Source organism: Streptomyces jumonjinensis (genome assembly GCF_009600885.1).
GTDB classification, from domain to species: Bacteria; Actinomycetota; Actinomycetes; order Streptomycetales; family Streptomycetaceae; genus Streptomyces; species Streptomyces jumonjinensis.
The window spans coordinates 18,564-44,199 of record NZ_VCLA01000039.1 but is presented as its reverse complement, the minus strand read 5'-3'; the positions used below and the strand labels follow the sequence as shown (position 1 = coordinate 44,199).

The following is a 25,636-nucleotide window of genomic DNA, read 5'->3' as shown; positions in this document are numbered from 1 at the left end:
GACTAGGCCCCGGGGTGCTGGACCCCGGCTTCTCCGGCGCGCGCCCTGAGCCGGCCGTGGGGCGGCCGGATGCGGCATAGGGTCGTGTCAGTGAGACGACGGCACAGGACACCCCCTTCCCCCCTCCCCCAGCGCGATGGCGTCGACCCCGTGCGGGTGCGGCTTCCCGAGGATCCGGAGGGGGTGTGGGCGACGGTGTACGACCATCTGGTCGCGCGGTACGGGGCGGCGATCGGGGCCGAGCGGGTCGGGGCGCTGTTCCGGGAGGGGCGGATCGTCTCGGTGCGGGGGGCGGTGGACGCCGGGGAGCCGTATGAGGCGGGGCGGTATCTCTGGTTCCACCGGGACTTCGCCGCCGAGGAGCCGGTTCCGTTCGGGATCGGGGTCGTGTACCGGGATGAGCGGCTGCTGGTCGTGGACAAGCCGCATTTCCTGGCCACCATGCCGCGCGGGCGGCATATCACCGAGACGGCGGCGGCCCGGCTCCGCCGTGAGCTGGGGATGCCGGGGCTCCAGCCCGCGCACCGGCTGGACCGGCTCACCGCGGGGCTGGTGCTGTTCGTGGTGCGGCCCGGGGACCGGGGGGCGTATCAGACCCTGTTCCGCGACCGGCTGGTGCGCAAGGAGTACGAGGCGGTCGCCCCGTACGACCCCGCGGTGGCGCTCCCCCGCACGGTGCGCAGCAGGATCGTCAAGGAGCGCGGGGTGCTCGCGGCCTATGAGGAGGCGGGCGAGCCGAACAGCGAGAGCCGGATCGAGCTGATCGAGCACCGGGGCGGGCTGGGCCGGTACCGGCTGCTGCCCGCCACCGGGCGTACGCATCAGCTGCGGGTCCATATGAACGGGCTCGGGCTGCCGATCCTGGACGATCCGCTGTATCCGGTCGTCCGGGAGGAGCAGCCCGATGACTACTCCCGTCCGTTGCAGCTGCTGGCGAAGGCGCTGGAGTTCACCGATCCGCTGACCGGCGAGCTGCGGCGCTTCGAGAGCGGGCTGCGGCTGGCTCAGTGGCCCCGCTGAATCCACTCCGCCAGCCGGGGGGCCTCCTCGCCGATCGTGGTCCCGTCGCCGTGTCCGGTGCGTACCACCGTCTCCGGCGGCAGGGACAGCAGCCGGTCGCGGATCGAGTCGATGATCGTGGGGAAGTGCGAGAAGGACCGGCCGGTGGCCCCGGGGCCGCCCTGGAAGAGGGTGTCCCCGGTGAAGACCGTGGCGAGCTCGGGGGCGTACAGACAGACCGCGCCCGGGGCGTGGCCCGGGGTGTGCAGCACGGTCAGTTCGACTCCGCCGACGGTGAGGGTCCGGCCGTCGGAGAGTTCGCCGTCCGGGGCCCGGTCGGGGTGGGTCTGCTTCCACAGCGGCAGATCGTCGGGGTGGAGCAGGATCGGCGCGCTGGTGGCGTCGGCGAGGGCCGGGGCCGCGTCGATGTGGTCGTTGTGGGCGTGGGTGCAGACGATCGCGCGGAGGGTTCGTCCGCCGAGCGCGGTCTCGATCGCGGAGGCGTCGTGCGCCGCGTCGATGACGATGGCCTCGGTGTCGTCGCCGACGATCCACACATTGTTCTCGACGTCCCAGCTGCCGCCGTCGAGGGAGAAGACTCCGGCCGTGACGAGCCGGTCGATACGGGCGGTCATCAGAGCTGCACCACCGAGCGGAGGACGTCGCCCTCGTGCATCCGGGCGAACGCCTTCTCGACGTCGCCGAGTCCGATGGTCTCGGTGACGAACGCGCCGAGGTCGATACGGCCCTGCTGGTGGAGGTCGATCAGCATGGGGAAGTCCCGGGACGGCAGGCAGTCGCCGTACCAGGAGGACTTCAGCGAGCCGCCGCGGCCGAACACGTCGAGCAGCGGGAGTTCCAGCTTCATCTCCGGCGTCGGTACGCCGACGAGCACGACGGTGCCCGCGAGGTCGCGGGCGTAGAACGCCTGCTGATAGGTCTCGGGGCGGCCGACCGCCTCGATGACGACGTCCGCGCCGAAGCCTCCGGTGAGTTCGCGGATCGCCTCGACGGGGTCGGTGGCGCGGGAGTTGACGGTGTGGGTCGCGCCCATCGTCTTCGCCGTCTGAAGCTTGCGGTCGTCGATGTCGACGGCGATGATCCGGGCCGCGCCCGCGAGCCTCGCGCCGACGATGGCGGCGTCGCCGACTCCGCCGCAGCCGATGACGGCGACGGTGTCGCCCCGGCCGACTTCGCCGGTGTTGATGGCGGCGCCGATGCCCGCCATGACCCCGCAGCCGAGGAGGCCCGCGACGGAGGGGGCGACCGCCGGGTCGACCTTGGTGCACTGACCGGCCGCGACCAGCGTCTTCTCGGCGAAGGCGCCGATGCCGAGGGCCGGGGAGAGCTCGGTGCCGTCGGTCAGGGTCATCTTCTGGCGCGCGTTGTGGGTGTCGAAGCAGTACCAGGGGCGGCCGCGCAGACAGGAGCGGCAGCGTCCGCAGACGGCACGCCAGTTGAGGATGACGAAGTCGCCGGGGGCCACATCGGTGACGTCGGGGCCGACCGACTCGACGACGCCCGCCGCCTCATGGCCGAGGAGGAAGGGGAAGTCGTCGTTGATCCCGCCCTGCTTGTAGTGCAGATCGGTATGGCAGACCCCGCAGGCCTGCACCTTCACCACGGCCTCTCCGGGGCCGGGGTCGGGGATGACGATCGTCTCCACCCGTACCGGCTCGTTCTTCCCCGGTGCGATCACGCCTTGCACCTGCTGCGACATATGTACCTTCCCTTCTTCGCGCGCCGAACTGACCGGTACGCACGTTACACACTGAGCCATACGGGGGTACTTCCGGCCAGTCTGACTGATACGAGCAACGCTTTCCCATCATGGATCGGTCTTAGCGGGTGCGAGACGGTAAAGGCGTGTTCAGGAGGTTCGCCACCATCTGGTCGGTGGAGCGCCTCCGAACACGGAACATCCAGCACGGACCACGGAACACGACGGAACACGGAAGTACGGGGGATCGTATGACCGAGATCATCGAGAATGCCGGGCTCATCGAGGACATCGCCGGGGAGCTCAGCGAAGTGGCGGCTGCGGGCGGCGGGGGCGAGCTGACCCCGTTCGCCGATCCGCTGCCGGTGCCCGAGGTGCTCAGGCCGGACGAGCCCGATGTCCGCAAGGAGATCGAGATCGCCCTGCGGCCCGCCTGGGTGCGGATGCACTCCCAGCTGCCGCCGACCCTGATGTGGGGCTACAACGGAACGGTCCCCGGGCCGACCATCGAGGTCCGGCGCGGGCAGCGCGTCCGGATCGCCTGGACCAACCGGATCCCCCGGGGCAGCGAGTACCCGGTGACCGCCGTGGAGGTGGGGCCCACCCCGCCCGGGCGGACGCTGCCGCACAACCGGCCGGGGCGTGAGGGGGTGAAGCCGAACAAGGATGTGGCGGCGCTGCCCGCCTGGTCGGTGACGCATCTGCACGGCGCGCAGACCGGCGGCGGCAACGACGGCTGGGCGGACAACGCGGTCGGCTTCGGCGACGCCCAGCTCGCCGAGTACCAGAACGACCATCAGGCCACCCAGTGGTGGTACCACGACCACGCCATGAACATCACCCGCTGGAATGTCTACGCGGGGCTGGTCGGCACCTATCTGATCAGGGACGACGAGGAGGACGCGCTCGGGCTGCCCAGCGGGGATCGGGAGCTGCCGCTGATTCTCGCCGACCGCAATCTGGACACCGACGACGACGGACGGCTCAACGGGCGGCTGCTGCACAAGACATCGGTGCTGGTGCCCAGCCACCCGGAGACCGGGAAATCGGTGACGCTGCCGTTCGTCGGCCCGTACTCCACGGTGAACGGCGTGATCTGGCCGTATCTGGACACCGATCCGGCGTGGTACCGCTTCCGGCTGGTGAACGCTTCCAACGCGCGGATCTACAACCTGGTGCTGGTCGACGAGGAGAACAACCCGGTCCCCGGGGCGATGCACCAGATCGGCAGCGATGGAGGGCTGCTGCCGCGCCCCGTGCCGGTGGACTTCCCGGGCGGCGTGCCGCTGATCGTCGCGCCCGCCGAGCGCTTCGATCTGCTGATCGACTTCCGCAGGCTGGCCGGGCGGAAGGTGCGGCTGGTCAACAAGGGCCGCAATCAGCGGGCGGGGGTGCCCGATCCCGCGGACAGCGTCCCCTGTCCGCAGGTGATGGAGTTCCGGGTGGGCCGGAACCGGGAGCCGGACGGCTTCACGCTGCCCGAGGTGCTCTCCGGCTCCTTCCGGCGCTTCGACCACGATCTCGTCCCCCACGGCCACCGGCTGATCGTGCTCACGCCTCCGGCGACGGTGGGCGGCGGCGGTCACCCCGAGATCTGGGAGATGGCCGAGCTGAAGGACGTCGAGGTCCAGGTTCCGGCGGAGGGGGTGATCCAGGTCCAGGGGCCGGACGGAAAGCTGCGCACCTACCGGCGGATCTCGCGCACCTTCAACGACGGGCTCGGCATCACCATCGGCGAGGGGTCCTACGAGCAGTGGTCCTTCCTCAATCTGGGCTTCCCGGTGCATCCGATGCATATCCATCTGGCCGACTTCCAGGTGCTGGCACGGGAGGCGTACACCGTCACGGGCTTCGATCCGGCGCTCGGCGGGACCCGCAGCCCGGTGGCCTTCGACCCGGACCGGAAGATTCCGGTGCCGCCGAACGAGCAGGGCTGGAAGGACGTGTTCCGGGTCACCGCGGCGGAGCTGGTGAAGGTGATGGGGCACTTCGACGGGGCGTACGGACGGTTCATGTACCACTGCCATCTGCTGGAGCACGAGGACATGGGGATGATGCGGCCGTTCGTGGTGATGCCCCCGGAGGCGTTGAAGTTCGACCACGGCGGCGGGCACGGCGGGCATGGCGGCGGGCATGGCGGCGGGCATGGCGGCGGCCATGGAGGACACGGCGGGCAGCCGAGCTGACAGCCCGGTGAGCCGGCCGGGTGCGCCGGCCGGACCCCGGGTGCGCGGACGGGCCCCGGGTACGCGGACGGGCCCCGGCGGATTCGCTCCGCCGGGGCCCGTCCGTACCGGATGCCATGGGGGCAGCGGGTCAGCCGTCCGCGCGCTCGGCGGCGATGGCGTTGACCCGGCCCCGTACGACGAACCAGCCGCCGACCAGGGCTGCGGCGATCAGCGGCAGGAACATCACCGTCGTACGCCCCACACCGCCGCCCGCCCACATCAGGCCGACCACGCTGACCAGGAAGACCAGGGTGACGATCTGGGTGTACGGAGCCCAGGGCAGCCGGTAGGACGGCCGGGTGAGCCGGCCCTCCTGGGAGCGGCGCCAGAACAGCAGCGAGCAGAGCATGATCATGCCCCAGGTGCCGAGGATTCCGATCGAGGCGAAGTTGAGCACGATCTCGAATGCCTGGCCGGGCATGACGTAGTTCAGCGCGACGCCCGCCACACCGAAGGCCGCGGTGAGCAGGACGCCGCCGTACGGCACCTGTCCCTTGTTCATCCGGCCGGTGAACTTGGGCGCGGAGCCCGCCAGCGCCATCGAGCGCAGGATGCGGGCGGTGGAGTAGAGACCGGCGTTGAGGCTGGAGAGCGCGGCGGTCAGCACGACCAGGTTCATCACACCGGCCGCCGCCGGGATGCCCAGCTTGTCCATGACGGTGACGAAGGGGCTCTCGTCCCCGGAGTACGCGGTGTACGGCAGGAGCAGCGCGAGCAGCACGACCGAGCCGACGTAGAAGATGCCGACCCGCCACATGATCGAGTTGATCGCCCCGGGCATGACCTTCGCGGGGTTCTCGGTCTCGCCCGCGGCGACGCCGCAGAGCTCGACGGAGGCGTAGGCGAAGACGACGCCCTGGATCACCAGCAGCATCGGCAGCATGCCCAGCGGGAAGATGCCGTCATTGGCGGAGATGGTGGCGAAGCCGGGGGTGTGCCCGCCGACCTCCTGCTGGGTGACCAGCAGGAAGATGCCGATGAGCATAAAGCTGACCAGCGCGGCGACCTTGATGATCGCGAACCAGAACTCCATCTCGCCGAAGTACTTCACCGAGATGAGGTTGGCCGTGAGCACGACGGCGAGGGCTATCAGCGCGAGGATCCACTGCGGGATGTCGCTGAACATCGACCAGAAGTGCGCGTAGGTCGCGGCGGCGGTGATGTCGGCGACACAGGTGGTGGACCAGTTCAGGAAGTAGAGCCAGCCGGCCGTGTACGCGCCCTTCTCGCCCATGAACTCACGGGCGTACGAGACGAACGCGCCGGAGGAGGGGCGGTAGAGGACCAGCTCGCCGAGGGCGCGGACGACGAAGAAGGCGAAGACGCCGCAGACGGCGTAGGCGATGGCCAGGGAGGGGCCCGCGTCCGCCAGCCGGCCGCCGGCGCCGAGGAAGAGCCCGGTGCCGATCGCCCCGCCGATCGCGATCATGTTGATATGGCGCGACTTGAGGTCTTTGCTGTACCCGGCGTCACCGGCGTCCACGTGGGGGGAGTTCGTCACCGCCGGCCCGGCGGTCGGCGCCTCGGGCGCGGTCGTGCGGTCACTCATGGAGGGTGTTCGCCTTCGTGAGGGGAGCGTGGAGGGGCTGTGCAACAGCACATCTTCAGACAAGCCCTGGGATTGTGGCAGTGGCCCACGTCACGAAGAAAGAGATCTGAGGTGCTTCTGAGGTTGCGAGCCGTTAAACCAATGCCGCAGTAAATCATGACGGACCGGGAATCTTTGCATTCGCGTCGGTGCGCAGGTCGGTGCGCAGGGGGCTCGCGAGGGCGGGGGTGCGGGCGCGCGAGGGCGCGGGCGGGGTGGGCCCGAGGCCCTGCGAGGGGCAGGAGGCTCCGCGGGGCGGGGCAGGGAGCGCTGGGCCCGGCTGGGGCAGAGGGGCCCAGCGAGCCGGGGCGGGCGCTCTCAGCGGGCCGGGTCCGGCGCGAGCACATCCAGTTCGGCGAGCGCGCCGACGGCGATCTCGCGCGTGACCTCCTCGGCCCTGACCGCATCACCCTCGCGCACCGCCTCGGCGACCTGGACGTGCAGCGTCACCGCCGCCGGGTCGGGGTCGTCGAACATCACCTGGTGGCGGGTGCGGCCGGTCAGGATCTCGGCGACCACATCGCCGAGCCGGGCGAACATCTCATTGCCCGACGCGTTGAGGATCACCCGGTGGAAGGCGATGTCGTGCTGGAGATACTCTCCCAGCCGCTGTCCGCGCGAGGTGGCGACCATCCCGAGGGCGCACTCGGTGAGCTCGGCGCACTGCTCCGGGGTGGCGTTACGGGCGGCCAGGCCCGCCGCGACCGGCTCGACCGCCGAGCGCAGCACGGTCAGCGAGCGCAGCTGGCGGGGGCGGTCGGAGCCGGCCAGCCGCCAGCGGATGACCCGCGGGTCGTAGACGTTCCACTCCTCGATGGCGCGGACGGTCACCCCGACCCGGCGGCGGGACTCGACCAGGTGCATCGACTCCAGGACGCGGACCACCTCGCGTACGACCGTGCGCGAGACGTCGAAGCGCTGGGCGATCTCGTCGGTGCGCAGCACGCTCCCCCGGGGGTAGTCCCCCGCGGTGATCGCGAGGCCGAGGGTGTCGAGCACCTGTGAGTGGAGGCCCTGCGAGGGGAGGCCCTGGCCCGCTGTCGTCATGGATCAAGGGTACGGGGCGGGGTTCCGCAATAAAAAGTATGACGTTTAGGTCTCAACCTCTTGAATAAGTCGTACCTAATAGGTTTCAGTATCGCGACGGACCGATGTCGACACCGTGGTCGGCACCGGTGTGACGGAAACAGCGAGGCATGTATGAGCACCCCTCACGTCGTTGTGGTGATGGGCGTGGCAGGGACCGGCAAGACCACGATCGGTCCCCTGCTCGCCGACGCCCTGGGCGTTCCCTACGCCGAGGGCGACGACTTCCATCCCCCGGCGAACATCGCCAAGATGTCGGCCGGCACCCCGCTGGACGACGGCGACCGGTGGCCCTGGCTCGACGAGATCGGCCGGTGGGCGCATGGCCGGGCGGGCCTCGGCGGCGTGGTGTCCAGCTCCGCGCTCAAGCGGTCCTACCGGGACCGGCTGCGAGCCGCCGCCCCGGACGCGGTCTTCCTCCATCTGACCGGCGCGCGTGAGCTGATCGAGCGGCGGATGTCCGAGCGCAAGGGCCACTTCATGCCCACCGCGCTGCTGGACTCCCAGTTCGCCGCGCTCCAGCCGCTTGAGCAGGACGAGGCGGGCGTCGCCGTCGATGTCTCGGGCGCTCCCGAGGACATCACCGCACGGGCCGCCGCCGCGCTGCGCGCGCTCGACGGCAGCGCCGGGGCCGTCCCCCGGAGCGACGGGTAGCACCGGAGCCCTCCCCCGTACCGCAAAATCCCCCCTTTCCCCCAGTTCACTCTGTTCACTAAGGAACCACCGTGACCAGTCTCAGCGTCGAGATGCTGGCAGCGGACGCCACAGCGCCGATCACCTCGGCCGGCAACGCCCAGCTCGGCATCGCCGTCCTCGCGGGCATCGCCGTCATCGTCCTGCTCATCACCAAGTTCAAGCTGCATGCCTTTCTGGCGCTGACCATCGGGTCGCTGGCCCTCGGCGCGTTCGCGGGAGCCCCGCTCGGCAAGGCCATCGAGTCGTTCTCCAAGGGCCTCGGCTCCACGGTCGCCGGCGTCGGCGTGCTGATCGCGCTGGGCGCGATCCTGGGCAAGCTGCTCGCCGACTCCGGCGGCGGCGACCAGATCGTGGACACGATCCTGGCCAAGGCGAACGGGCGCACCATGCCCTGGGCGATGGTGCTGATCGCCTCGGTGATCGGTCTGCCGCTGTTCTTCGAGGTCGGCATCGTGCTGCTGATCCCGGTGGTGCTGATGGTCGCCAAGCGCGGCAACTACTCCCTGATGCGGATCGGCATACCCGCGCTGGCCGGTCTCTCGGTGATGCACGGTCTGATCCCGCCGCACCCCGGCCCGCTGGTGGCGATCGACGCGCTGAACGCCAACCTCGGTGTGACGCTCGCGCTCGGTGTGCTGGTCTCCATCCCCACCGTGATCATCGCCGGTCCCATCTTCGCGAAGTACGCGGCCCGCTGGGTGGACATCCCGGCCCCGGAGAAGATGATCCCGGCACGCCCGTCCGAGGAGCTGGACCGCCGTCCCGGCTTCGGGGCCACCGTCTTCACGGTGATGCTGCCCGTCGTTCTGATGCTGTCGAACGCGCTGGTCGAGATCGTCGTCGACGACCCCGAGAACCCGGTGCAGAAGGTCACCGACGTCATCGGCTCCCCGCTGATCGCGCTGCTCGCGGCGGTGCTGGTGGGTCTGTTCACGCTGGGCCGCGCCGCTGGTTTCACCAAGGACCGGCTCTCGTCCACGGTGGAGAAGTCGCTCGCCCCGATCGCGGGCGTGCTGATGATCGTCGGCGCGGGCGGCGGCTTCAAGCAGACGCTGATCGACGTGGGCGTGGGCCAGATGATCCTGGACTTCTCCGAGAACTGGTCGATCCCGACGCTGCTGCTGGCCTGGCTGATCGCGGTGGCCATCCGGCTGGCGACCGGCTCGGCGACGGTGGCGACGATCTCCGCCGCCGGTCTGGTCGCGCCGCTGGCGACCGGTATGACCTCGACCGAGTCGGCGCTGCTGGTGCTGGCGATCGGCTGTGGCTCGCTCTTCTTCAGCCATGTCAACGACGCCGGTTTCTGGCTGGTGAAGGAGTACTTCGGGATGAGCGTCGGCCAGACGATCAAGACCTGGTCGGTGATGGAGACGATCATCTCGGTCGTCGGCATCGTCTTCGTGCTGCTGCTGTCGCTGGTGCTGTAGCCGGTGCTGTAGCCGGGGCTCAGCTCCGGCGGACAACGGCTCGGCACACGACGGCGCCGGACGGGCTCGGGGAGCCTGTCCGGCGCCGTCGTATCCCCGCTGGGCCGGGGGCGGGGGCTGGGCTGCTGAGTCGGACGGCGGGCACGCCGGGCCGGCTCAGCCGGACGGCCTCAGACGGCGCGGGCCGCCGCCCGTCCCGCCGCGCGCCCGGAGAAGACGCAGCCGCCGAGGAAGGTGCCCTCCAGGGAGCGGTAGCCGTGCATCCCGCCGCCCCCGAAGCCCGCCGCCTCCCCCGCCGCGTACAGGCCCGGAAGCGGGTCGCCGTCCAGGCCCAGCACCCGGGACGAGAGGTCCGTCTCCAGTCCGCCGAGCGATTTCCGGGTCAGGATGTTCAGCCGTACGGCGATCAGCGGGCCCGCGTCCGGGTCCAGGATCCGATGCGGACTCGCGGTGCGGATGAGCCGGTCGCCGAGATAGTTGCGGGCCCCCCGGATGGCGGTGACCTGGAGATCCTTGGTGAAGGGGTTTCTGATCTCACGGTCCCTCGCGACGATCTCGCGCCGCAGCTCGTCCTCGTCGATCAGCGGCTGCCCGGTCAGTTCGTTCATCCCGCGCACCAGCGAGGCGAGGTCGTGCTCCACCACGAAGTCCGCCCCGTGGTCCATGAACGCCCGCACCGGGCCCGGCACATCCGCCCGTGCCCGCCCCAGCACCGCGCGGACCGACTTCCCGGTGAGATCCGGGTTCTGCTCGGAGCCCGAGAGGGCGAACTCCTTGCCGATGATCCGCTGGTCGAGGACGAACCAGGTGTGGTCATGGCCCGAGCGCATGATGTGTTCGAGGGTGCCGAGGGTGTCGAAGCCGGGGAAGAGCGGCACGGGCAGCCTTCTGCCGCGCGCGTCGAGCCAGAGCGAGGAGGGGCCGGGCAGGATACGGATGCCGTGCCGGGCCCAGACCGGGTTCCAGTTCTCGATGCCCTCGGTGTAGTGCCACATCCGGTCGCTGTTGACATGGCTCGCGCCCGCGCGCTCCGCGATGCCGAGCATCAGCCCGTCCACATGGGCGGGCACCCCGCTGAGCAGCTTCTCCGGCGGTGTGCCCAGGCGCTCGGGCCACTGGGCGCGGACGAGATCGTGGTTGCCGCCGATGCCTCCGGACGTGATGATCACGGCTTGGGCGCGCAGTTCGAAGGCCCCGGCGACCTCCCGGCCGCTGGCGGCGCCGCGCGGGGCGGCGGACGGTTCGAGCACCTCGCCGCTGACGGTGTCGACCGTTCCCCCGCTGCCGCCCAGCGCGGTGACCCGGTGCCGGAACATCAGCCGGACCAGCCCGCGCGCGGCGCCCTCCTCGACCCTGCGGACGAAGGGCTCGACGACGCCGGGGCCGGTGCCCCAGGTGATGTGGAAGCGGGGTACGGAGTTGCCATGGCCGCGCGCGTCGTAGCCGCCGCGCTCGGCCCAGCCGACGACCGGGAAGAACCGGATGCCCCGCGCACGGAGCCAGGACCGCTTCTCACCGGCCGCGAAGTCGACGTACGCCTCCGCCCAGGCGCGCGGCCAGCGGTCCTCCGGGCGGTCGAAGCCGGCCGTGCCCAGCCAGTCCTGGAGGGCCAGCTCCCGGCTGTCCTTGATCCGCATCCGGCGCTGTTCCGGCGAGTCGACCAGAAAGAGCCCGCCGAAGGACCAGTGGGCCTGGCCGCCGATGGACCGGCGCGGCTCCTGGTCGAGCAGGATCACGGTCCGCCCGGCGTCGATGAGCTCCGCCGTGGCCACCAGCCCGGCGAGCCCCGCCCCGATCACGATCACGTCAGCGTCGTACGCCATGGCATCCGTCCTGTCGGCGGGAGAGACGTTCCGATCTTCCGTAGGGCCCGGTAACCCGTCAACGGTTTCGACGGACGCGGTGCTGATTCAATGACCCCATGAGCGCCTCCCCCGCTGACGAGATCCTGGATGTGGTCGACGAGCGCGACCAGGTCGTCGGCCAGGCCCGCCGGGGCGAGGTCTATGCCGGGGGATTGCGTCACCGCTGTGTGTTCGTCCTGGTCAGGAATGCGGTGGACGAGATCTTCGTGCACCGCAGAACAGCGTCGAAGCTGGTCTTTCCCTCGTTGTACGACATGTTCGTGGGCGGGGTGGTCGGCGCGGGCGAGAGCTATGACGACGCGGCCCTGCGGGAGGCGGAGGAGGAGCTCGGCGTCTCGGGGCTGCCCCGGCCCGTACCGCTGTTCCGTTTTCTGTACGAGGACGGGGAGCGCGGCTGGTGGTCGGCGGTCTACGAGGTCCGCTGCGAGCTACCGGTGAACCCGCAGGCCGAGGAGGTCGCCTGGCACGGCTTTCTGCCGGAGGCGGAGCTCGCCGGGCGGCTCGGGAGCTGGGAGTGGACGCCGGACGGCCTCGCCGCCTATGAGCGGCTGCGGGCCGGCCGTATCTGATCATCCGATCATTCCGCGGGTAGGGTGCGGACGGTGAGCGACTTCGTACGCGGTCTGCGGCTGTGGTTCGCACCCCAACGGGTGCGCGAGGAGGGTGACACACCCGACTACCGGTTCTCGCTCGCCAATGAGCGGACCTTTCTGGCCTGGCTCCGTACCGCGCTCGCGCTGATCGGCGGCGGATTCGCGGTGGACCAGTTCCTGCCCGGTCTGCGCTGGGGGGTACGGGCCGGGATGGCTCTGGGGCTGCTGGGCGCGGGGGTGCTCTGCGCGCTCCGCGCGGTCGATCACTGGGTGCGGTGCGAGCGGGCGATGCGGCGCGGTGAGGATCTGCCGGTGTCGCGTTTTCCGGCGCTGCTGAGTCTGGTGATCGCCGCGGTGGCCGTGGTGATGGTGGTCGTGGTGCTCTTCGGCTGGGAGGGCGGACGGTGAGACCGCCGGGCGGTACAGGCGGTACGGGGCCGGCCTCGGGACCGGTCGGCGGTACGGGGCCGGTTCCGGTGCGCGATCCGGGGCTTCAGCCGGAACGGACCCGGCTGGCATGGCGCAGGACCACCCTGGCCTTCACGGTGGCGGCCGTGCTCGCGGGCCGTCAGGCGATGGGCGACGGGGCGGGCGCCGCGGGACTCGTCGCGGCGGCGCTGACCGCGCTGGTGTGGCTGGGGTTTCTGCTGGTGGCTCATCACCGGATACGCGCTCTGGGTGCCGGGCCGCGGCCCGGGGTGCTCTCCGAGCGGGGCGCGCTGGCGGCCGTGGTGTGCACGGCGGCGCTGGCGGCCTTCGCGGTGGCGATGGTCCTTTAGCCTCGCGCACCGGGGCCCGTACGCCCGACCCGGCCCGACCCGGCCCGAGGCGGCTCCGGCGGCTCCGGGGAATAGCCTGGAAGAGGGGCGCAAGGTCACCGATCCCGCGAAGGGCGATCGTCATGACGGCTCTCCACCACGAGCACTCCCCGCACCACCACACCCACGGCCCGTCCTGCGGACACACCGGCGTCCCGCACGGCGACCACATCGACTACGCGCACCACGGCCATCTCCACCGCGAGCACTCGGGCCACTGGGACGAGTGCGAACCGGGCGAGCACACCGCGCACAGCGGTCACGCCCATGAGCACGGACCCGGCTGCGGCCATCCGGCGGTGGAGCACGGCGACCATCTCGACTACGCCCACGACGGGCACCGCCACGCCGCGCACAACGGCCACTGGGACGACCACTAGTTCCAGCCCGCGTCGTCAAAGCCCGAAGACACTCCCTGGCACCCCACCGGCCGCATCCGTACCAACGCGACCTGCACACTGGACTACATACCGACCAGTCGGTCATCATGGGCGAGCCCGCTCGTACCCGTCCGGAGGTGCCCATGAGCCCCGTCCCCCCGCCAGGTATCGACCCCGAACGGCTCCGCGGCCATCTCGACCGTGAGCGCCCGGGTCTGGTGAGCGGACCGCTCAGCGCCCGGCTGATCCAGGGCGGGCGCTCCAATCTGACCTACCGCGTCACCGACGGCGCCGCCCGCTGGGTCGTACGCCGCCCTCCGCTGGGTCATGTGCTGGCGACCGCCCACGACATGAAGCGCGAGCACCGGGTGATCAGCGCCCTGCATCCGACGGCGGTCCCGGTGCCCGAGCCGGTGCTGCTGTGCGAGGACGAGTCGGTGCTCGGAGCCCCGTTCTATGTCATGGAGTATGTGGAGGGCACCCCCTACCGCTCGGCGGACGAGCTCATCCCGCTCGGGCCCGAGCGCACCCGCCGGGCGGTTCTCGCCCTGGTGGACACGCTGGTCGAACTCCACCGGGTGGAGCCGCAGCAGGTGGGACTCGGCGACTTCGGCCGCCCCGAGGGGTTCCTCGACCGGCAGCTGCGTCGCTGGGGCAAGCAGCTGGCCGCCTCCCTCAGCCGGGAGCTCCCCGGGATCGACGAACTGCACGCCTCGCTCGGCCGCTCGCTCCCCCGCTCCGCCGCGCCCGCCGTCGTACACGGCGACTACCGGCTCGACAATGTGCTGACCGGCGCCGACGACACGATCACGGCGGTGCTGGACTGGGAGATGTCCACCCTCGGCGACCCGCTGACCGATCTGGGGCTGCTGACGATGTACGGCACCCCGCTGGAACTGCCCGACTCCCCCGTCAGCACCACGGCCACCGCCCCCGGCCACCCCTCGACGGCCGAACTGATCGAGCGCTATGCGCTGGGGTCCGGCCGGGACGTCTCCGCCGTCTCCTGGTACACGGCCTTCGCCTGGTTCAAGCTCGCCGTGATCCTGGAGGGCATCCACTACCGCTACACCCTCGGCCAGACGGTCGGCGACGGCTTCGACCGGATCGGCGACGCCGTCCCCCTCTTCATCGAGCACGGCCTCACCACACTTCAGGAAGGCTGACGACCCATGGATTTCGCATTCGACGCGCGCACCGAGGAGCTGCGGGCCCGGCTGCTCGCCTTCATGGACGAGCGGATCCACCCGGCCGAGGCGGTCGCTCAGGAGCAGCGGGCCGAGCTGGCGTCCCCCTGGGAGACCCCGGCGGTCGTGGCGGGGCTCCAGGCCGAGGCACGCCGGCGGGGTCTGTGGAATCTCTTCCTTCCGGACGGGGAGTACGGGGCGGGGCTGACCAATCTCCAGTACGCGCCGCTCGCGGAGATCACCGGCCGTAGCCCGCAGCTGGCTCCCGTAGCGCTGAACTGCGCCGCGCCCGACACCGGGAACATGGAGGTGCTGGCGCAGTTCGGCGACGAGCGGCAGCGGAAGCAGTGGCTGGAGCCGCTGCTGGCGGGCGAGATCCGCTCGGCGTTCGCGATGACGGAGCCGGAGGTGGCCTCGTCGGACGCGACGAACATCCGGACGCGGATCGACCGTGAGGGTGACGAGCTCATCGTCAACGGCCGCAAGTGGTACATCTCCGGCGCGATGAATCCCGACTGCCGGGTGTTCATCGTGATGGGCAAGACGGACCCCGACGGGGCGGACATCCGCCGTCAGCAGTCGATGGTGCTGGTGCCGCGCGATACGCCGGGGCTTGAGGTGCGCCGGGCGATGCAGGTGTACGGATACGAGGACCATGCCCACGGCGGTCATGCGGAGGTCGTCTTCGACGGGGTCCGGGTGCCGGCGGCGAATCTGATCGGCGAGGAGGGCGGCGGTTTCGCCATCGCTCAGGCCCGCCTCGGTCCGGGCCGTATCCACCACTGCATGCGGCTGATCGGGATGGCCGAGCGGGCGATAGAGCTGATGTGCCGGCGTGCGGTGGACCGTACGGCCTTCGGGAAGCCGATCGCCGAGCAGGGGGTGGTGCGGAACTGGATCGCGGACGCCCGGGTGACGGTGGAGCAACTGCGGCTGCTGGTGCTGAAGACGGCGTGGCTGATGGACACCGTGGGCAACCGGGGCGCGCATACGGAGATCCAGGCGATCAAGATCGCGACCCCGAGGGCGGTGGTGGAGATCCTCGACCGGGCGGTGCAGGTGCACGGCGCGGGCGGGGTGAGCCAGGACTTCGAGCTGGCGGAGCTGTGGGCGGCGGCGCGGACGCTGCGGCTGGCGGACGGCCCGGACGAGGTGCACCAGCGCTCGCTGGCCCGCCGTGAGCTGAGCCGCTACCGATGAGCCTGCGGGCCCGGTGAGCCGCTGCCGGTGAGCCGCCGGGCCCGGTCATCGGTCATCGGTCATCGCGACCGGGACCGGGACCGGTACCGGGACCGGGACCGGCAGCCGCTACGGCCGCAGCGCCCTCATCAGCAGATCCGCCAGCTGGTCGGCCACCTGCCGCTTGCTCAGGGAGCCCTCCGGGCGGTACCAGGTCGACAGATGGTGGACCGATCCGAAGTGGTAGTCGACCACCAGATCGGCGGGGGTCGCCGAGGAGAAGACCCCGGTGCGCTGCCCCTCCTCCACCAGGGCCCGGAACCGCTCGTGGTAGCGCCGGCGCTCCGCCCGTACCTCCTTGTGCTTCTCCGGGCTGAGATGGTGCATCGACCGGAAGAAGATCGCCGCGTCGTCGAGATTGTCGATCGTCGTCACGACCACATCGGCCGCGGCGTCCCGCAGCCGCTTCTCCACCGGCTCGTCGGCGTCGGCGAACGCGTCGAGCCGCTCCTGCTGGACCCGGAGCACCCGGGCGTAGACCTCCTGGAGGAGGTCCTCCTTGGAGCCGAAGTAGTGGTAGAGCGCTCCCTTGGTGACGCCTGCCGCCTCCACGATCTCCTGGACGGAGGTGCGGTCGTAGCCCCGTTCGGCGAAGAGCCTGGTGGCGGCGGCCAGCAGCCTCTGCGGTACGGGGGTCTCCTCCCCGTCCGTCGTCCTGGCCATCGTCCGCCACCAACCTCTCACTCGACTGCGCTCTGTGCACGGGGGTGTTCCACCGGGGTGTTCACCGGGCTGCTCGCCGAGGTCTCACCGACGTTCGCGCAGCTCCCGTCTGAGGATCTTCCCACTCGCCGTCTTGGGCAGCTCGGGCAGGATCTCGACCTGCCGGGGGTACTTGTAGGCGGCGAGCCGCTCGGCGCAGTACCGCGAGAGCTCCGCGGGCTCGGCTGCGGCCCCGGGACGCAGGCTGATGTACGCCTTCACCGTCTCTCCCCGATAGGCGTCGGGCACCCCGACGACGGCCGCCTCCCGCACGGCGGGGTGGGTGTGGAGGACGTCTTCGACCTCGCGCGGCCAGACCTTGAAACCGGACGCGTTGATCATGTCCTTCTTGCGGTCGACCACATAGAGCCAGCCGTCCGGGTCCATGAAGCCGATGTCCCCGGAGCGCAGTTCCCCGCCGGGGAAGGTCTCCGCGGTCGCCTCGGGCATCCCCCAGTAGCCGCTGACCACCTGGGGCCCGCTGATCATGATCTCGCCGTGCGCGCCGAAGGGCACCTCCTCGCCCTTCTCGTCGACGATGCGCACCATCGTGTCCGGGCCGGGGACCCCGACCGAGAGGGTGCCGGAGGCGGGGTCGACCGGGGCTTCGAGACCGGGCGGCACGGAGGCGCAGGGCGCGGTGGACTCGGTGAGGCCGTAGCCGTTGGTGAGATAGGGGCCGAAGTCCGTGCGGATGCGGTCGATCAGCGCGGGCGGCACGGGCGCGCCGCCCGAGGCGAGCACCTGGAAGGAGGCGAAGTGCTCGCGGGTGGCGCCGGGGTGGGCGGTCAGGGCCATGAAGGCGGTGGAGGGGCCCACGGTGAACGCGGGCCGGTGCTCGGCGAAGGCGTCGAGGACGACGCCCGCCTCGAAGCGGTAGGCGAGGGCGAGGGTGCCCGCGTTGGCGATGGAGGCGGCGAGTTCGCAGACCACTCCGGTGATGTGGAACAGCGGGGCGAGTGCGAAGTAGCAGGCGCCCTCGGCCACCGGGAGCGCGGTGCGCTGGCGTTCGGCGATATAGGCGATGGCGCCGTGGTGGTTCATCGCGCCCTTGGGGGTTCCGCTGGTGCCGGAGGTGTAGCTGATCAGGGCGGTGTCGGCGGCGGAGAGTTCGCGTCCGGCGGGCGCGGGCAGCCGCCGTCTGGCCGCGGTGACCAGATCGTCGGTGTCGTACGGGCGCGGCAGCCGTGCCGCGCCGAGTACGCGGGGGTCGTCGCGGGTCTGGAGGTCGCGCTCGCAGACGGTGAGCACCGTGTGGACGGACGATTCGGCGACGACGGCGCGCAGATAGCTCTCCCAGGCGTGGTCCGCGCAGACGAGGACGGTGGCCCCGGAGTCATCGAGGGCCTTCGCGACCTCGGCGGACCGGTACATGGGGTTGAGCGGTACGACGATGGCTCCGGCCTTCCACGCGCCGAGCAGCGCGAGGACGAACTGCGGGCAGTTCTGGAGGATGACGGCGACCCGGTCGCCGCGCTCGACGCCCTTGGCGGCGAGATGACCGGCGAGGGAGTCGGAGAACGCGTCGGTCTCGCGGTAGCTGAGCCGTCCGTCGAAGTAGGCGAGGGCGGTGCGGTCGGGGGCGCGGCGGACGGCGGCCCGTAAGGAGTGCACCACGGTCTCCGGCGGGGATATCCGGGCGAGCTGGGCTTTGGAGAGCCGGGCGAGCCAGGGTTTGGCGGCGTAGATCGAGGCGGTCATCGTTCCGCTCCTTCCCATGTCCGTTGAATGCGGTTCATTCCGTCGAGCCAGCGGTCGGGTTCGCTGGCGCGGGCCTGGTAGAAACCGGCGACCTCGGGGTGCGGCAGGATCAGGAACCGGTCGTCCGCGATGCCCGCGAAGAGCGCGTCGGCCACGTCCTCGGGCTCGATGGCGGTGGGGCTCAGCACCAGGTCGCCCGCGGATCCGGCCTCGGTCAGCATGTTCGTACGCACCCCCTGCGGGCAGATGGCGTGCACCTTCAGTCCGCGGTGGCGGTAGGTGAGGGAGAGCCATTCGGCGAACGCGTACGCGCCGTGCTTGGAGACGCTGTAGGGGGCGGCCCCGATCATGGTGAGCAGTCCGGCGGCGGAGACGGTGGAGACGAAGCGGCCGGCGCCGCGCTCCAGCCAGCCGGGGAGGAGGTCGCGTGCCGCGCGGACATGGGCCATGACGTTGACGTCCCAGGCGGCGGCCCAGATCTGCTCGTCGGCGAAGGGGCCGCCGGGCGAGGCGAGACCGGCGTTGGCGCAGTACACGTCCACGGCGCCGCCGAGGGCGTCCCGGGCCTCGGGGACGATTCCGGAGGCGTCCCCGGCGACGGCGATGCCGCCGATCTCGTCGGCGACCGCCGCCGCCCGCACCGGGTCGATGTCGTTGACCACGACCCGCGCGCCCTCCGCTCTGAACCGGCGGGCGAGGGCGGCGCCGATACCGCCGCCCGCGCCGGTGACCACCACTGCCGCGCCGTCCATGGAATGCATCGGTCTCCGCCTCTCGGTAACTCCGGACCCGGGTCTGCGTTCCGGGGCAGACTAACCAGTCGGTATGTAGTAAGGAAGGGGGCGGGCCCGGGCGTTCCACGGGTGTGCGGCCATCGGCCGCGCCGCCGTGGAGCCGCGCCGCCGTGGAGCCGTGGAGCCGTGTACGGCGCGGCCGGCCGGGATACGGGTCGGTCCGGCGGGCCTCCCGCGGGCGGCGATGACATCCTCGGACCCGGCGGCGGCCGAAGCGCCCACCGGAAGCGGGCCCGGCGGCGGAATGAGCCGGGCGGCTTCGCGCGCGGCCGGGGAGGAACGGGGCCGGCGGCCCCGGCGCCGTCCGCGCCGTCCACGTCGTCCGCGCCGTCCACGTCGTCCACGTCGGACGGGTGCGGCGAGGTCGTTCCCCCTCGTCACCTGGCGCGCTAGCGTGCGTGGTCATGACAGACAGCCTGTACGGAGGGAGTCCGATGAGCCTGTCCAGACGGGGCCTGCTGGCCGCCACGGGCGCGGTGGGCGCACTGGCGGCGGCCGGTCCGGCGAACGCCTCGCCCCATGGGTCGCCCGAGCCGCCCGAGGCGCACGCCCCCGGCCCGGCTGACCCGGCTTCCAGCAGCGCCGCCGGGCGGACCGGCCGCCGCCGGGTCCGCACCGGATTCGACCGCCTGGCCGCCGCCGGTTACGCCCCGCTGGCCGGCCAGCGCGTCGGCGTGGTCACCAACCCCAGCGGCATCACCTCCGACGTACGCCACATCGTGGATGTGATGCACGCCGACGAACGGGTCGATCTGGTCGCGGTCTTCGGCCCGGAGCACGGCTTCCGCGGCACCGCCCAGGCCGGGGGCTCCGAAGGCCGCTACGACGACCCGGCGACCGGGCTGCCCGTCTACGACACCTACCGGCTGAGCGGGCAGAAGCTCGCCGACGTCTTCACCGCCGCGGGCGTGGACACGATCGTCTTCGACATCCAGGACGTCGGCGCGCGTTTCTACACGTATATCTGGACGCTGTACGACTGCATGCGGTCGGCGGTGCTCGCGGGGAAGCGGATCGTCGTGCTCGACCGGCCCAATCCGGTCACCGGGCGGTGGGCCTCCGGGCCGGTGCTCGACCGTGCCTTCGCCTCGTTCGTGGGCCTCGAACCGATCCCCCAGACACACGGGTTGACGGTGGCCGAACTGGCGCTGCTCTTCAACGGCGAGTTTCTGCGGGAGCGGCCCGTGGAGCTGGAGACGGTGTGGATGTCGGGGTGGCGGCGCTCGGACTTCTTCGACGGGACGGGTCTGCCCTGGGTGCCGCCGAGCCCCAATATGCCCACCCCCGACACCGCGCTGGTGTACCCGGGGACCTGTCTCTTCGAAGCCACCAATCTGTCGGAGGGGCGGGGGACCACCCGTCCCTTCGAGCTGCTGGGCGCGAAGGGCCTGGACGGCCGCTGGGCCGGGGCGGCGAACGCCCTGGAGCTCCCGGGGGTGCGGTTCCGTGAGGCGTACTTCACCCCGACGTTCTCCAAGTTCCGGGGAGAGACCGTCGGCGGGGTGCAGCTGCATGTGCACGACCGGGAGGAATTCGACCCGGTGCGCACCGGGATCGGGCTGCTGGTGACGGCGAAGCGGACCTGGTCCGGCTTCGCCTGGTGGCCCGACACCGGGTGGATCGACAAGCTCACCGGCTCGACCAGGGTCCGCACGATGATCGACGCGGGGGCGGGGCCGGACGAGATCACGGCGGTGTGGCGGGCGGAGCTGGCCGAGTTCAGATCGGTACGGAGGAGATATCTGCACTACCGCTAGGGAGTCTCCGCACCGTCCCCAGCAGTCCCCGCGCGCGGCCGGCGGCCCCGCCGGGCGCGTGCGCCGGGTGATTCTGACCGGATGTGAGCCCGCGCGGCCGTATTGAACCCGCGATGTCCTGGGTATGGCCGTCCCTCGCACGGCACAGGATCCTGGGGGGAAAGAAGCGGATGTTTCGGGGGAGGGGCAGTCATGCCGGAAATGAGTGTGAGTCCTTATCAGGACATCGTCTTCGGCGAGGACGGCGACATCGATCCGGCCGGGCGGGAGCGGCTGCTGCGGCTGCTCCGGCTGGACATCACCGATCTGGTGATATTCGCACATGGCTGGAACAGATCGCCCTGGGATGCGCGGGCGCCGCACTCGGCGTTCTTCGCCCCCTTCCCCGGGCTGCTGTCGCCCCAGGCGCGCGTGGGGTACGCGGGGCTGATATGGCCGTCGATGAGATTCGGCGACGAGCCGATGCCCGGCGCCGGGCCGGTGCCGGACGGCCCCGAACCGCTGACGGAGCTGGACGCGGCGACCCGGGACTCGCTCAACGGGCTCTTCCCCGGGCATCGGGCCACGGTGGCACGCCTCGCCCGGCTGCTGGAGCTCCGGCCCGGGTCGGCGGACGCCTTCGCCGAGTTCGGCAGGCTCGCCCGGCGGCTCACCCGGGCCCCGGCGGGCGGTCTGGAGAACTGCTTCACCGCCGATCTCCCGCAGGACGAGCAGGGGCCGCCCGCCCTGCTCCACGAGGACGCGCTCACGTTCTGCCGCACCCTCGGCCTGGCGCTGGAGGACAGCGAGCCGGCTGCCCCGGCCGGCCTCCGCGCCGACCCGGCGGACGGCGCGCTGAGCCGCAGCTGGAAGGGGGCGAAGGAGCTGCTGCGGCAGATGACCTATTACGCGATGAAGCGCCGCGCGGGAGCCGTCGGCGAGCTGGGGCTCGGCCCGCTGCTGGGCCAGCTCGCGCGGGTACGCCCCGGGACGCGGATCCATCTGGTGGGCCACAGCCAGAGCGCGCGGCTGGTCTCCTTCGCGCTGCGGGGGCTGCCCGACGGCGTGCACACGGTGAAGTCGGTGACCCTGCTCCAGGGGGCCTTCTCGCATTACGCGTTCGCGCCGAGCCTGCCGCACGCGGCCCAGCACGCGGGGGCGCTGACGGCCATGGAGGACCGGGTCGACGGCCCGGTGGTGGCCGGTTACTCCCGGCACGACACCGCGCTCGGGGTGCTGTACCCGCTGGCCTCCCGGCTGGCCGGGGACGACCGGAGCCCCGGGCGGCCGGACCGGCGCTGGCGGGCGCTGGGACACGACGGCTTCCAGGCCGTACGTCCGGCCTCGGCCCGGCTGACCCTGGACGAGGCACTGACCCGGGGATTGCCCCGCTCGGGGTGCGTCAGCGTGGACACCGCATCGGTGGTGCGGCGCGGAAGGCCGCCGATGGGCGCGCACAACGACATCTGCCATCCGGAGCTGGCGAGGCTGGTGGTCTCGGCGGGCCGGGTCGGGCGCTGAGCGGGCGTGGCCGCAGGGGCTGATGGTGCGATGGGCAGCGATGGCGGCAGCGGTGCCTCCGGCACCCCGGCGGGAGCGCCGGAGACCAGCCGGGCCGCGTCCGTATCACCCGCTGACCACTTCCCCGTCCCGGAGCGCGGTGTACGCCGCCCACGCGTGGAGCAGCGGCGGGGTCACCGAGGGGCGGCGGGCCGGGGTATGGGTCAGCGCGTACCGGACGGCGGCGGGTGAGGCGCCCGGGAACAGCGAACAGAGCAGCGCCGCCGCGCCCGTGACGAAGGGCGCGGCGGCGCTCGTGCCGCTCACGGTCCGCGGGGCCCCGTCGAGGCCCAGGCCGGTGATCCGGTCGCCGGGGGCGCCCACTCCGTTCCGTCCGATGGAACGCCCCAGGTTGGACTGGGGCATGGGCCGCCCGGCGCGGTCGTAGGCGATCACCGGGATGACCCAGGGGTGGCCGGTGAGCACGGAGGAGCCCATCCGGCCCTGGTTGCCGGCCGCGACCACCGTGATCACGCCCCGGTCCGCGGCATGGTCGAGGGCCGCCTCCAGCGCGTGGTCCCGGACGCCGGAGGGCGCGGGCTGCGCCATGCTGAGGTTCAGGATGTGCGCGCCCGCGTCGACGGTCTCGGTGATCGCCTCGGCGAGTTCGCCGGTGCGTACACCGGTCAGACAGGTCGCGGGGCCGCCGTCCGCCGGGCGGTCCGTGAAGAGGGGCCGGGTCAGCAGGGTGCAGCCCGGACAGATGCCGGTGGCCGCGGCGAGGATCCCCGCGACGAAGGTGCCGTGCGCACAGCAGACATCGCCCCGGCGGCAGCCCCTCGTCCCGGCGGGGCGCAGCTCCCGGACCGGACGGCCCGTGAGAGCCGGGTGGTCCAGGGCGACCCGGCCGTCGATCAGCCCCACGACGACGGAGGACCGGCCGGCCGTGCGTGTCCTGAGCGGGGTGAGGCGTACCAGATCCAGGGGGTCCAAGGGGGCCGAGGGATGCAAGGTGTGCAAGGGGTGCATGGCCGGTCGCCTGCTAGCCGATCAGATACATGGGCGGCTCACAGTCGTTCAGGCACTGGTCCTGGCAGACGTTGAGGCAGTCGCCCGCTTCCCAGGGCGGCCGGTCCTCGCACACATTCGCGCACTCGTTGAGGCACAAGGTGTCGCAGTGGGTGTCGATCTGCGGGAACAGCCGGTCACCGGGGCACGGGGGCCGGGCGGGGGTGAATCCGGGGAGCGTCATCCCGAACCTCCCCACAAGTCCCAGTACCGGCATCTGTCCTCCAGGCAGCCCGCGTAGCAGTCGTCGAAGTTGTCGAGGCCCTCGCAGCCGGCGTGGCAGATCGGGCCTTCGACGCTCTCGCAGAAGATCTCCTGGGGGACGAGCCCGTCGGATCCGGCCCCGGCCGTGCGCGGCGGACCGGCGGGCGCTGTTCCCCGCCCGCCGGCGGCTGCCGTGGCGACGGCGAATCCAGGAATACGCATTCCTCCTCACCTCATCTCTCGGTCGCCGGTGGCCGCCCTCCCGCTATCGGCAGGTGTCCATGCACGAGCGGTAGCAGTCGGGATGACACAGCGACGGGTCGTGGTAGTGCTCGCACTCGAAGTCGCAGATGGCGCCGCACTCCATCTCGCAGAACGACGTCAGCTGGGGGAACAGCCGGTCGCCGGGCGAGTCGTGCGGTGGCCGCGTACGGGCGAATCCGGGGAGACCCATCCAGGGTCACCACTTGTTGGCGCAGAGCCTGTGCAGGCACTTCCGCACACAGGTGCTGAAGTTGTAGGAGCCTCTGCACTGGTTGCGGCAGACCGGGCCCAGTTCCTCCTCGCAAGTGAACTGCTGGGGAAGGACCATGTCACCCGCCTTCACCCCAGGGGCCGCCGTGTCGACGGCGAATCCAGGAATACGCATGTCCGTTCGCCTCTTTCATCGATTACCGGTTGTAGTACGTCTGCAACGGGGTCACGGGGTAGGGGAAGAGTCCGTCGACGCCGACGCGGACGGACCATTTCTCCGTGACATTGGTCTGGCGGTGGGTGTAGGAGAAGATCGCCGTGATGACGGTCTGCGCCCCGCTGAGCCGGGACGGCACTGCCTCCACCGCGGACAGGGCATAGCCCTCGCCGTACTCCTCGTTGGTCTTCTGGTAGATCTCCTGGTTCCGTACGGTGAGGTAGTTGAGGGCCCGGTCGGCGGGGCCGGTGCCCGCGTTGTCGCTGAGCTGGAGCATCCGGTCGAGCAGGGCTCCGGCGGCCTTCTCGAAGTCCTTGCGCGAGGCGCCGGCGGGCCGTTCGATCGCCTGGATCAGCTCCTTGCTGTCGAAGGCCCAGATCTTCTCCACGCGCACCACGGGGACGGAGAGTCCCTGGCACGCGCCCGGGGGTGCGACCGGGCCGAGGTAGCCGACGATCACGGCGAGGTCGCGCTGATCGGCGATCGGCCGCAGCGCCTCCAGCAGCTCGGGGAGTTCCATGGGGTCGGCGGGCTCCAGCAGATAGGTGTCGACGCCCTGGACGGAGAGGACGTAACACATCTGCCGGGCGATATAGCGGTTCTCCGGGTCGGTCAGGACCCGGTAGAGGGCGTCGGCGTCGGTGGCGTCCGCCTGTTTCGCCTCGCCCGCGACCTGGCCGAATTCCCGCTGTACGGAGATGTCGGGGAACACGGCGCGGACCCGTCCCAGGACATAGACATAGCCGGGTCCGGCGCTCTCCGCCGCTGCTCCGTCGTGGCCGCCCGCGGAGGCCGCGCCGCCGGTGGCGCCGCAGCCGCAGCCGCAGCACGCCTGGGTGACGGAGGGCGTCTCGGGGGATGCGCCGGGCCCGTCCGGGGCGGCTTCCGGGGGTGGCGGGCGTACCTCGTCGTCCGCCGGGAGGTCTATCGGGGGGTCCATCGGTTCGGACTGCATCGGTCACTCCTCGCACACGCGCTCGCGCCGGAACGGTGCATGCCCCGGCCGTTCCCGGTTCGTGTCGCGATCGTGCTTCCCGTGCCGGAGTGCGCTCTCTCCGTGCACCCGGGCGTGCGATCCATCCGTACACCCGGGCGCACCGTGTCGGTGTACCCGGATGCACCGTGTCCGTACGCCCGAGTACGGTGACGGAGGCTCAGCGGGGGGCCCGACGGCCGCCGACCACCAGCCAGCGGTTCAGGGCCTCGGCCCTGCGGCCACAGCCGCCACAGGGGCGGATGCCCACCGCCGTGGTCACCCGGGCGACGGCGTCGCCCAGTCCCACCTCGGCGCCTTCCCGGGCGAACCCGGGAATCCTCACCCGGTGCCGGGGGCCGTCAGTTCGCTTGCCCCGCTTGCTCGTTGCGCCCTCAACCATCCTTCTCACATCCGGTGCCCCCACCTCTTCTCATCCTC

The 25,636-nt window shown here is 71.4% G+C and carries 27 protein-coding genes; 12 read left to right on the top strand and 15 right to left on the bottom strand.

Going from position 1 to position 25,636, the window contains the following annotated elements:
- Positions 1 to 90: 90 nt before the first annotated feature.
- Positions 91 to 1,020 carry a pseudouridine synthase gene (locus FF041_RS05235; RefSeq protein WP_323391263.1) on the top strand — a complete coding sequence of 310 codons (930 nt, stop codon included), beginning with the start codon at positions 91 to 93 and terminating at the stop codon, positions 1,018 to 1,020.
- Here FF041_RS05235 and FF041_RS05230 read toward each other — a convergent pair.
- Positions 1,005 to 1,634, bottom strand: coding sequence for an MBL fold metallo-hydrolase (locus tag FF041_RS05230; protein ID WP_153521231.1), 630 nt, complete (start codon positions 1,632 to 1,634; stop codon positions 1,005 to 1,007). The genes FF041_RS05235 and FF041_RS05230 overlap by 16 nt on opposite strands.
- Positions 1,634 to 2,719, bottom strand: a complete 1,086-nt coding sequence (locus tag FF041_RS05225) for an S-(hydroxymethyl)mycothiol dehydrogenase (protein ID WP_153521230.1) — start codon at positions 2,717 to 2,719, stop codon at positions 1,634 to 1,636. The genes FF041_RS05230 and FF041_RS05225 overlap by 1 nt, the downstream gene beginning before the upstream one ends.
- Before the next feature lie 251 nt (positions 2,720 to 2,970).
- Between FF041_RS05225 and phsA the strand changes: the two genes are divergently transcribed.
- Complete coding sequence (gene phsA / locus FF041_RS05220; RefSeq protein ID WP_153521229.1) at positions 2,971 to 4,905, top strand: O-aminophenol oxidase PhsA; 1,935 nt, start codon at positions 2,971 to 2,973, stop codon at positions 4,903 to 4,905.
- Positions 4,906 to 5,035: 130 nt separating this feature from the next.
- Here phsA and FF041_RS05215 read toward each other — a convergent pair whose 3' ends face one another.
- Both FF041_RS05215 and FF041_RS05210 read right to left on the bottom strand, forming a co-directional pair.
- A complete protein-coding gene (locus tag FF041_RS05215; RefSeq protein WP_153521228.1) occupies positions 5,036 to 6,496 on the bottom strand; it encodes an amino acid permease in 1,461 nt (486 codons plus the stop codon).
- 357 nt (positions 6,497 to 6,853) lie between these two features.
- The gene (locus FF041_RS05210) at positions 6,854 to 7,582 is read right to left on the bottom strand and encodes a FadR/GntR family transcriptional regulator (protein ID WP_153521227.1); all 729 of its coding nucleotides are present in this window, start codon (positions 7,580 to 7,582) and stop codon (positions 6,854 to 6,856) included.
- Positions 7,583 to 7,735: 153 nt separating this feature from the next.
- Here FF041_RS05210 and FF041_RS05205 point away from each other — a divergent pair, with 153 nt between their 5' ends.
- Together FF041_RS05205 and FF041_RS05200 are read left to right on the top strand one after the other, a co-directional pair.
- Entirely contained in the window at positions 7,736 to 8,275 is a 540-nt protein-coding gene (locus FF041_RS05205; RefSeq protein WP_153521226.1) for a gluconokinase, read from the top strand.
- 71 nt (positions 8,276 to 8,346) lie between these two features.
- Positions 8,347 to 9,744: a GntT/GntP/DsdX family permease gene (locus FF041_RS05200; RefSeq protein WP_323391261.1), complete on the top strand. Its 1,398-nt coding sequence runs from the start codon at positions 8,347 to 8,349 to the stop codon at positions 9,742 to 9,744.
- A 170-nt stretch (positions 9,745 to 9,914) separates the two neighbouring features.
- On the opposite strand, the gene FF041_RS05195 is transcribed toward FF041_RS05200, so the two are convergent.
- Positions 9,915 to 11,567: an FAD-binding dehydrogenase gene (locus tag FF041_RS05195; protein ID WP_153521225.1), complete on the bottom strand. Its 1,653-nt coding sequence runs from the start codon at positions 11,565 to 11,567 to the stop codon at positions 9,915 to 9,917.
- A gap of 98 nt (positions 11,568 to 11,665) precedes the next feature.
- On the opposite strand from FF041_RS05195, the gene FF041_RS05190 reads away from it, so the two are divergent.
- From FF041_RS05190 to FF041_RS05165, 6 genes are all read left to right on the top strand, one after another.
- Complete coding sequence (locus FF041_RS05190; RefSeq protein WP_153521224.1) at positions 11,666 to 12,178, top strand: NUDIX hydrolase; 513 nt, start codon at positions 11,666 to 11,668, stop codon at positions 12,176 to 12,178.
- Positions 12,179 to 12,211: 33 nt separating this feature from the next.
- Entirely contained in the window at positions 12,212 to 12,610 is a 399-nt protein-coding gene (locus tag FF041_RS05185; RefSeq protein ID WP_323371050.1) for a YidH family protein, read from the top strand.
- Between the two features lie 68 nt (positions 12,611 to 12,678).
- The gene (locus tag FF041_RS05180) at positions 12,679 to 12,981 is read left to right on the top strand and encodes a DUF202 domain-containing protein (protein WP_323391259.1); all 303 of its coding nucleotides are present in this window, start codon (positions 12,679 to 12,681) and stop codon (positions 12,979 to 12,981) included.
- A 122-nt stretch (positions 12,982 to 13,103) separates the two neighbouring features.
- On the top strand, positions 13,104 to 13,400 hold the full coding sequence (locus tag FF041_RS05175; protein WP_153521222.1) for a hypothetical protein: 297 nt from the start codon (positions 13,104 to 13,106) through the stop codon (positions 13,398 to 13,400).
- A 143-nt stretch (positions 13,401 to 13,543) separates the two neighbouring features.
- Complete coding sequence (locus FF041_RS05170) at positions 13,544 to 14,566, top strand: phosphotransferase family protein (RefSeq protein ID WP_153521221.1); 1,023 nt, start codon at positions 13,544 to 13,546, stop codon at positions 14,564 to 14,566.
- A gap of 6 nt (positions 14,567 to 14,572) precedes the next feature.
- Positions 14,573 to 15,787: an acyl-CoA dehydrogenase family protein gene (locus FF041_RS05165; RefSeq protein ID WP_153521220.1), complete on the top strand. Its 1,215-nt coding sequence runs from the start codon at positions 14,573 to 14,575 to the stop codon at positions 15,785 to 15,787.
- 108 nt (positions 15,788 to 15,895) lie between these two features.
- Here FF041_RS05165 and FF041_RS05160 read toward each other — a convergent pair whose 3' ends face one another.
- The 3 genes from FF041_RS05160 to FF041_RS05150 all read right to left on the bottom strand — a co-directional run bounded on the left by FF041_RS05160 (position 15,896) and on the right by FF041_RS05150 (position 18,981).
- On the bottom strand, positions 15,896 to 16,489 hold the full coding sequence (locus FF041_RS05160; protein WP_153480576.1) for a TetR/AcrR family transcriptional regulator: 594 nt from the start codon (positions 16,487 to 16,489) through the stop codon (positions 15,896 to 15,898).
- An 84-nt stretch (positions 16,490 to 16,573) separates the two neighbouring features.
- A complete protein-coding gene (locus tag FF041_RS05155; RefSeq protein WP_153521219.1) occupies positions 16,574 to 18,229 on the bottom strand; it encodes a class I adenylate-forming enzyme family protein in 1,656 nt (551 codons plus the stop codon).
- On the bottom strand, positions 18,226 to 18,981 hold the full coding sequence (locus FF041_RS05150; RefSeq protein WP_194291938.1) for an SDR family oxidoreductase: 756 nt from the start codon (positions 18,979 to 18,981) through the stop codon (positions 18,226 to 18,228). Before FF041_RS05150 ends, FF041_RS05155 begins: the two co-directional genes overlap by 4 nt.
- Positions 18,982 to 19,457: 476 nt before the next feature.
- On the opposite strand from FF041_RS05150, the gene FF041_RS05145 reads away from it, so the two are divergent.
- On the top strand, positions 19,458 to 20,780 hold the full coding sequence (locus FF041_RS05145; protein ID WP_153521217.1) for an exo-beta-N-acetylmuramidase NamZ family protein: 1,323 nt from the start codon (positions 19,458 to 19,460) through the stop codon (positions 20,778 to 20,780).
- A 192-nt stretch (positions 20,781 to 20,972) separates the two neighbouring features.
- Complete coding sequence (locus FF041_RS05140; RefSeq protein WP_407698111.1) at positions 20,973 to 22,280, top strand: serine-threonine protein kinase; 1,308 nt, start codon at positions 20,973 to 20,975, stop codon at positions 22,278 to 22,280.
- 105 nt (positions 22,281 to 22,385) lie between these two features.
- Here FF041_RS05140 and FF041_RS05135 read toward each other — a convergent pair whose 3' ends face one another.
- From FF041_RS05135 to FF041_RS05105, 7 genes are all read right to left on the bottom strand, one after another.
- On the bottom strand, positions 22,386 to 23,279 hold the full coding sequence (locus FF041_RS05135) for a S8 family serine peptidase (RefSeq protein ID WP_228388032.1): 894 nt from the start codon (positions 23,277 to 23,279) through the stop codon (positions 22,386 to 22,388).
- Positions 23,280 to 23,301: 22 nt separating this feature from the next.
- Positions 23,302 to 23,511: a hypothetical protein gene (locus FF041_RS05130; RefSeq protein ID WP_153480583.1), complete on the bottom strand. Its 210-nt coding sequence runs from the start codon at positions 23,509 to 23,511 to the stop codon at positions 23,302 to 23,304.
- Entirely contained in the window at positions 23,508 to 23,753 is a 246-nt protein-coding gene (locus FF041_RS05125) for a hypothetical protein (RefSeq protein WP_153521214.1), read from the bottom strand. Before FF041_RS05125 ends, FF041_RS05130 begins: the two co-directional genes overlap by 4 nt.
- Before the next feature lie 43 nt (positions 23,754 to 23,796).
- Positions 23,797 to 23,985: a hypothetical protein gene (locus FF041_RS05120; protein WP_153521213.1), complete on the bottom strand. Its 189-nt coding sequence runs from the start codon at positions 23,983 to 23,985 to the stop codon at positions 23,797 to 23,799.
- A gap of 6 nt (positions 23,986 to 23,991) precedes the next feature.
- Positions 23,992 to 24,180, bottom strand: a complete 189-nt coding sequence (locus FF041_RS05115; protein ID WP_153521212.1) for a hypothetical protein — start codon at positions 24,178 to 24,180, stop codon at positions 23,992 to 23,994.
- A 22-nt stretch (positions 24,181 to 24,202) separates the two neighbouring features.
- Positions 24,203 to 25,177 carry a cyanobactin maturation protease PatG family protein gene (locus FF041_RS05110; RefSeq protein ID WP_228386184.1) on the bottom strand — a complete coding sequence of 325 codons (975 nt, stop codon included), beginning with the start codon at positions 25,175 to 25,177 and terminating at the stop codon, positions 24,203 to 24,205.
- A 199-nt stretch (positions 25,178 to 25,376) separates the two neighbouring features.
- On the bottom strand, positions 25,377 to 25,598 hold the full coding sequence (locus FF041_RS05105; protein ID WP_153480586.1) for a hypothetical protein: 222 nt from the start codon (positions 25,596 to 25,598) through the stop codon (positions 25,377 to 25,379).
- Between the last annotated feature and the right edge of the window lie 38 nt (positions 25,599 to 25,636).

What these genes read in the sequence shown, in the direction of transcription:
- FF041_RS05230 (WP_153521231.1), bottom strand. Translation starts at nt 1,634, where the DNA reads ATGACCGCCCGTATCGACCGGCTCGTCACGGCCGGAGTCTTCTCCCTC.
- FF041_RS05225 (WP_153521230.1), bottom strand. Translation starts at nt 2,719, where the DNA reads ATGTCGCAGCAGGTGCAAGGCGTGATCGCACCGGGGAAGAACGAGCCG.
- phsA (WP_153521229.1), top strand. Translation starts at nt 2,971, where the DNA reads ATGACCGAGATCATCGAGAATGCCGGGCTCATCGAGGACATCGCCGGG.
- FF041_RS05215 (WP_153521228.1), bottom strand. Translation starts at nt 6,496, where the DNA reads ATGAGTGACCGCACGACCGCGCCCGAGGCGCCGACCGCCGGGCCGGCG.
- FF041_RS05210 (WP_153521227.1), bottom strand. Translation starts at nt 7,582, where the DNA reads ATGACGACAGCGGGCCAGGGCCTCCCCTCGCAGGGCCTCCACTCACAG.
- FF041_RS05205 (WP_153521226.1), top strand. Translation starts at nt 7,736, where the DNA reads ATGAGCACCCCTCACGTCGTTGTGGTGATGGGCGTGGCAGGGACCGGC.
- FF041_RS05195 (WP_153521225.1), bottom strand. Translation starts at nt 11,567, where the DNA reads ATGGCGTACGACGCTGACGTGATCGTGATCGGGGCGGGGCTCGCCGGG.
- FF041_RS05190 (WP_153521224.1), top strand. Translation starts at nt 11,666, where the DNA reads ATGAGCGCCTCCCCCGCTGACGAGATCCTGGATGTGGTCGACGAGCGC.
- FF041_RS05175 (WP_153521222.1), top strand. Translation starts at nt 13,104, where the DNA reads ATGACGGCTCTCCACCACGAGCACTCCCCGCACCACCACACCCACGGC.
- FF041_RS05170 (WP_153521221.1), top strand. Translation starts at nt 13,544, where the DNA reads ATGAGCCCCGTCCCCCCGCCAGGTATCGACCCCGAACGGCTCCGCGGC.
- FF041_RS05165 (WP_153521220.1), top strand. Translation starts at nt 14,573, where the DNA reads ATGGATTTCGCATTCGACGCGCGCACCGAGGAGCTGCGGGCCCGGCTG.
- FF041_RS05160 (WP_153480576.1), bottom strand. Translation starts at nt 16,489, where the DNA reads ATGGCCAGGACGACGGACGGGGAGGAGACCCCCGTACCGCAGAGGCTG.
- FF041_RS05155 (WP_153521219.1), bottom strand. Translation starts at nt 18,229, where the DNA reads ATGACCGCCTCGATCTACGCCGCCAAACCCTGGCTCGCCCGGCTCTCC.
- FF041_RS05150 (WP_194291938.1), bottom strand. Translation starts at nt 18,981, where the DNA reads ATGGACGGCGCGGCAGTGGTGGTCACCGGCGCGGGCGGCGGTATCGGC.
- FF041_RS05145 (WP_153521217.1), top strand. Translation starts at nt 19,458, where the DNA reads ATGAGCCTGTCCAGACGGGGCCTGCTGGCCGCCACGGGCGCGGTGGGC.
- FF041_RS05140 (WP_407698111.1), top strand. Translation starts at nt 20,973, where the DNA reads ATGCCGGAAATGAGTGTGAGTCCTTATCAGGACATCGTCTTCGGCGAG.
- FF041_RS05130 (WP_153480583.1), bottom strand. Translation starts at nt 23,511, where the DNA reads ATGACGCTCCCCGGATTCACCCCCGCCCGGCCCCCGTGCCCCGGTGAC.
- FF041_RS05125 (WP_153521214.1), bottom strand. Translation starts at nt 23,753, where the DNA reads ATGCGTATTCCTGGATTCGCCGTCGCCACGGCAGCCGCCGGCGGGCGG.
- FF041_RS05120 (WP_153521213.1), bottom strand. Translation starts at nt 23,985, where the DNA reads ATGGGTCTCCCCGGATTCGCCCGTACGCGGCCACCGCACGACTCGCCC.
- FF041_RS05115 (WP_153521212.1), bottom strand. Translation starts at nt 24,180, where the DNA reads ATGCGTATTCCTGGATTCGCCGTCGACACGGCGGCCCCTGGGGTGAAG.
- FF041_RS05110 (WP_228386184.1), bottom strand. Translation starts at nt 25,177, where the DNA reads ATGCAGTCCGAACCGATGGACCCCCCGATAGACCTCCCGGCGGACGAC.
- FF041_RS05105 (WP_153480586.1), bottom strand. Translation starts at nt 25,598, where the DNA reads ATGGTTGAGGGCGCAACGAGCAAGCGGGGCAAGCGAACTGACGGCCCC.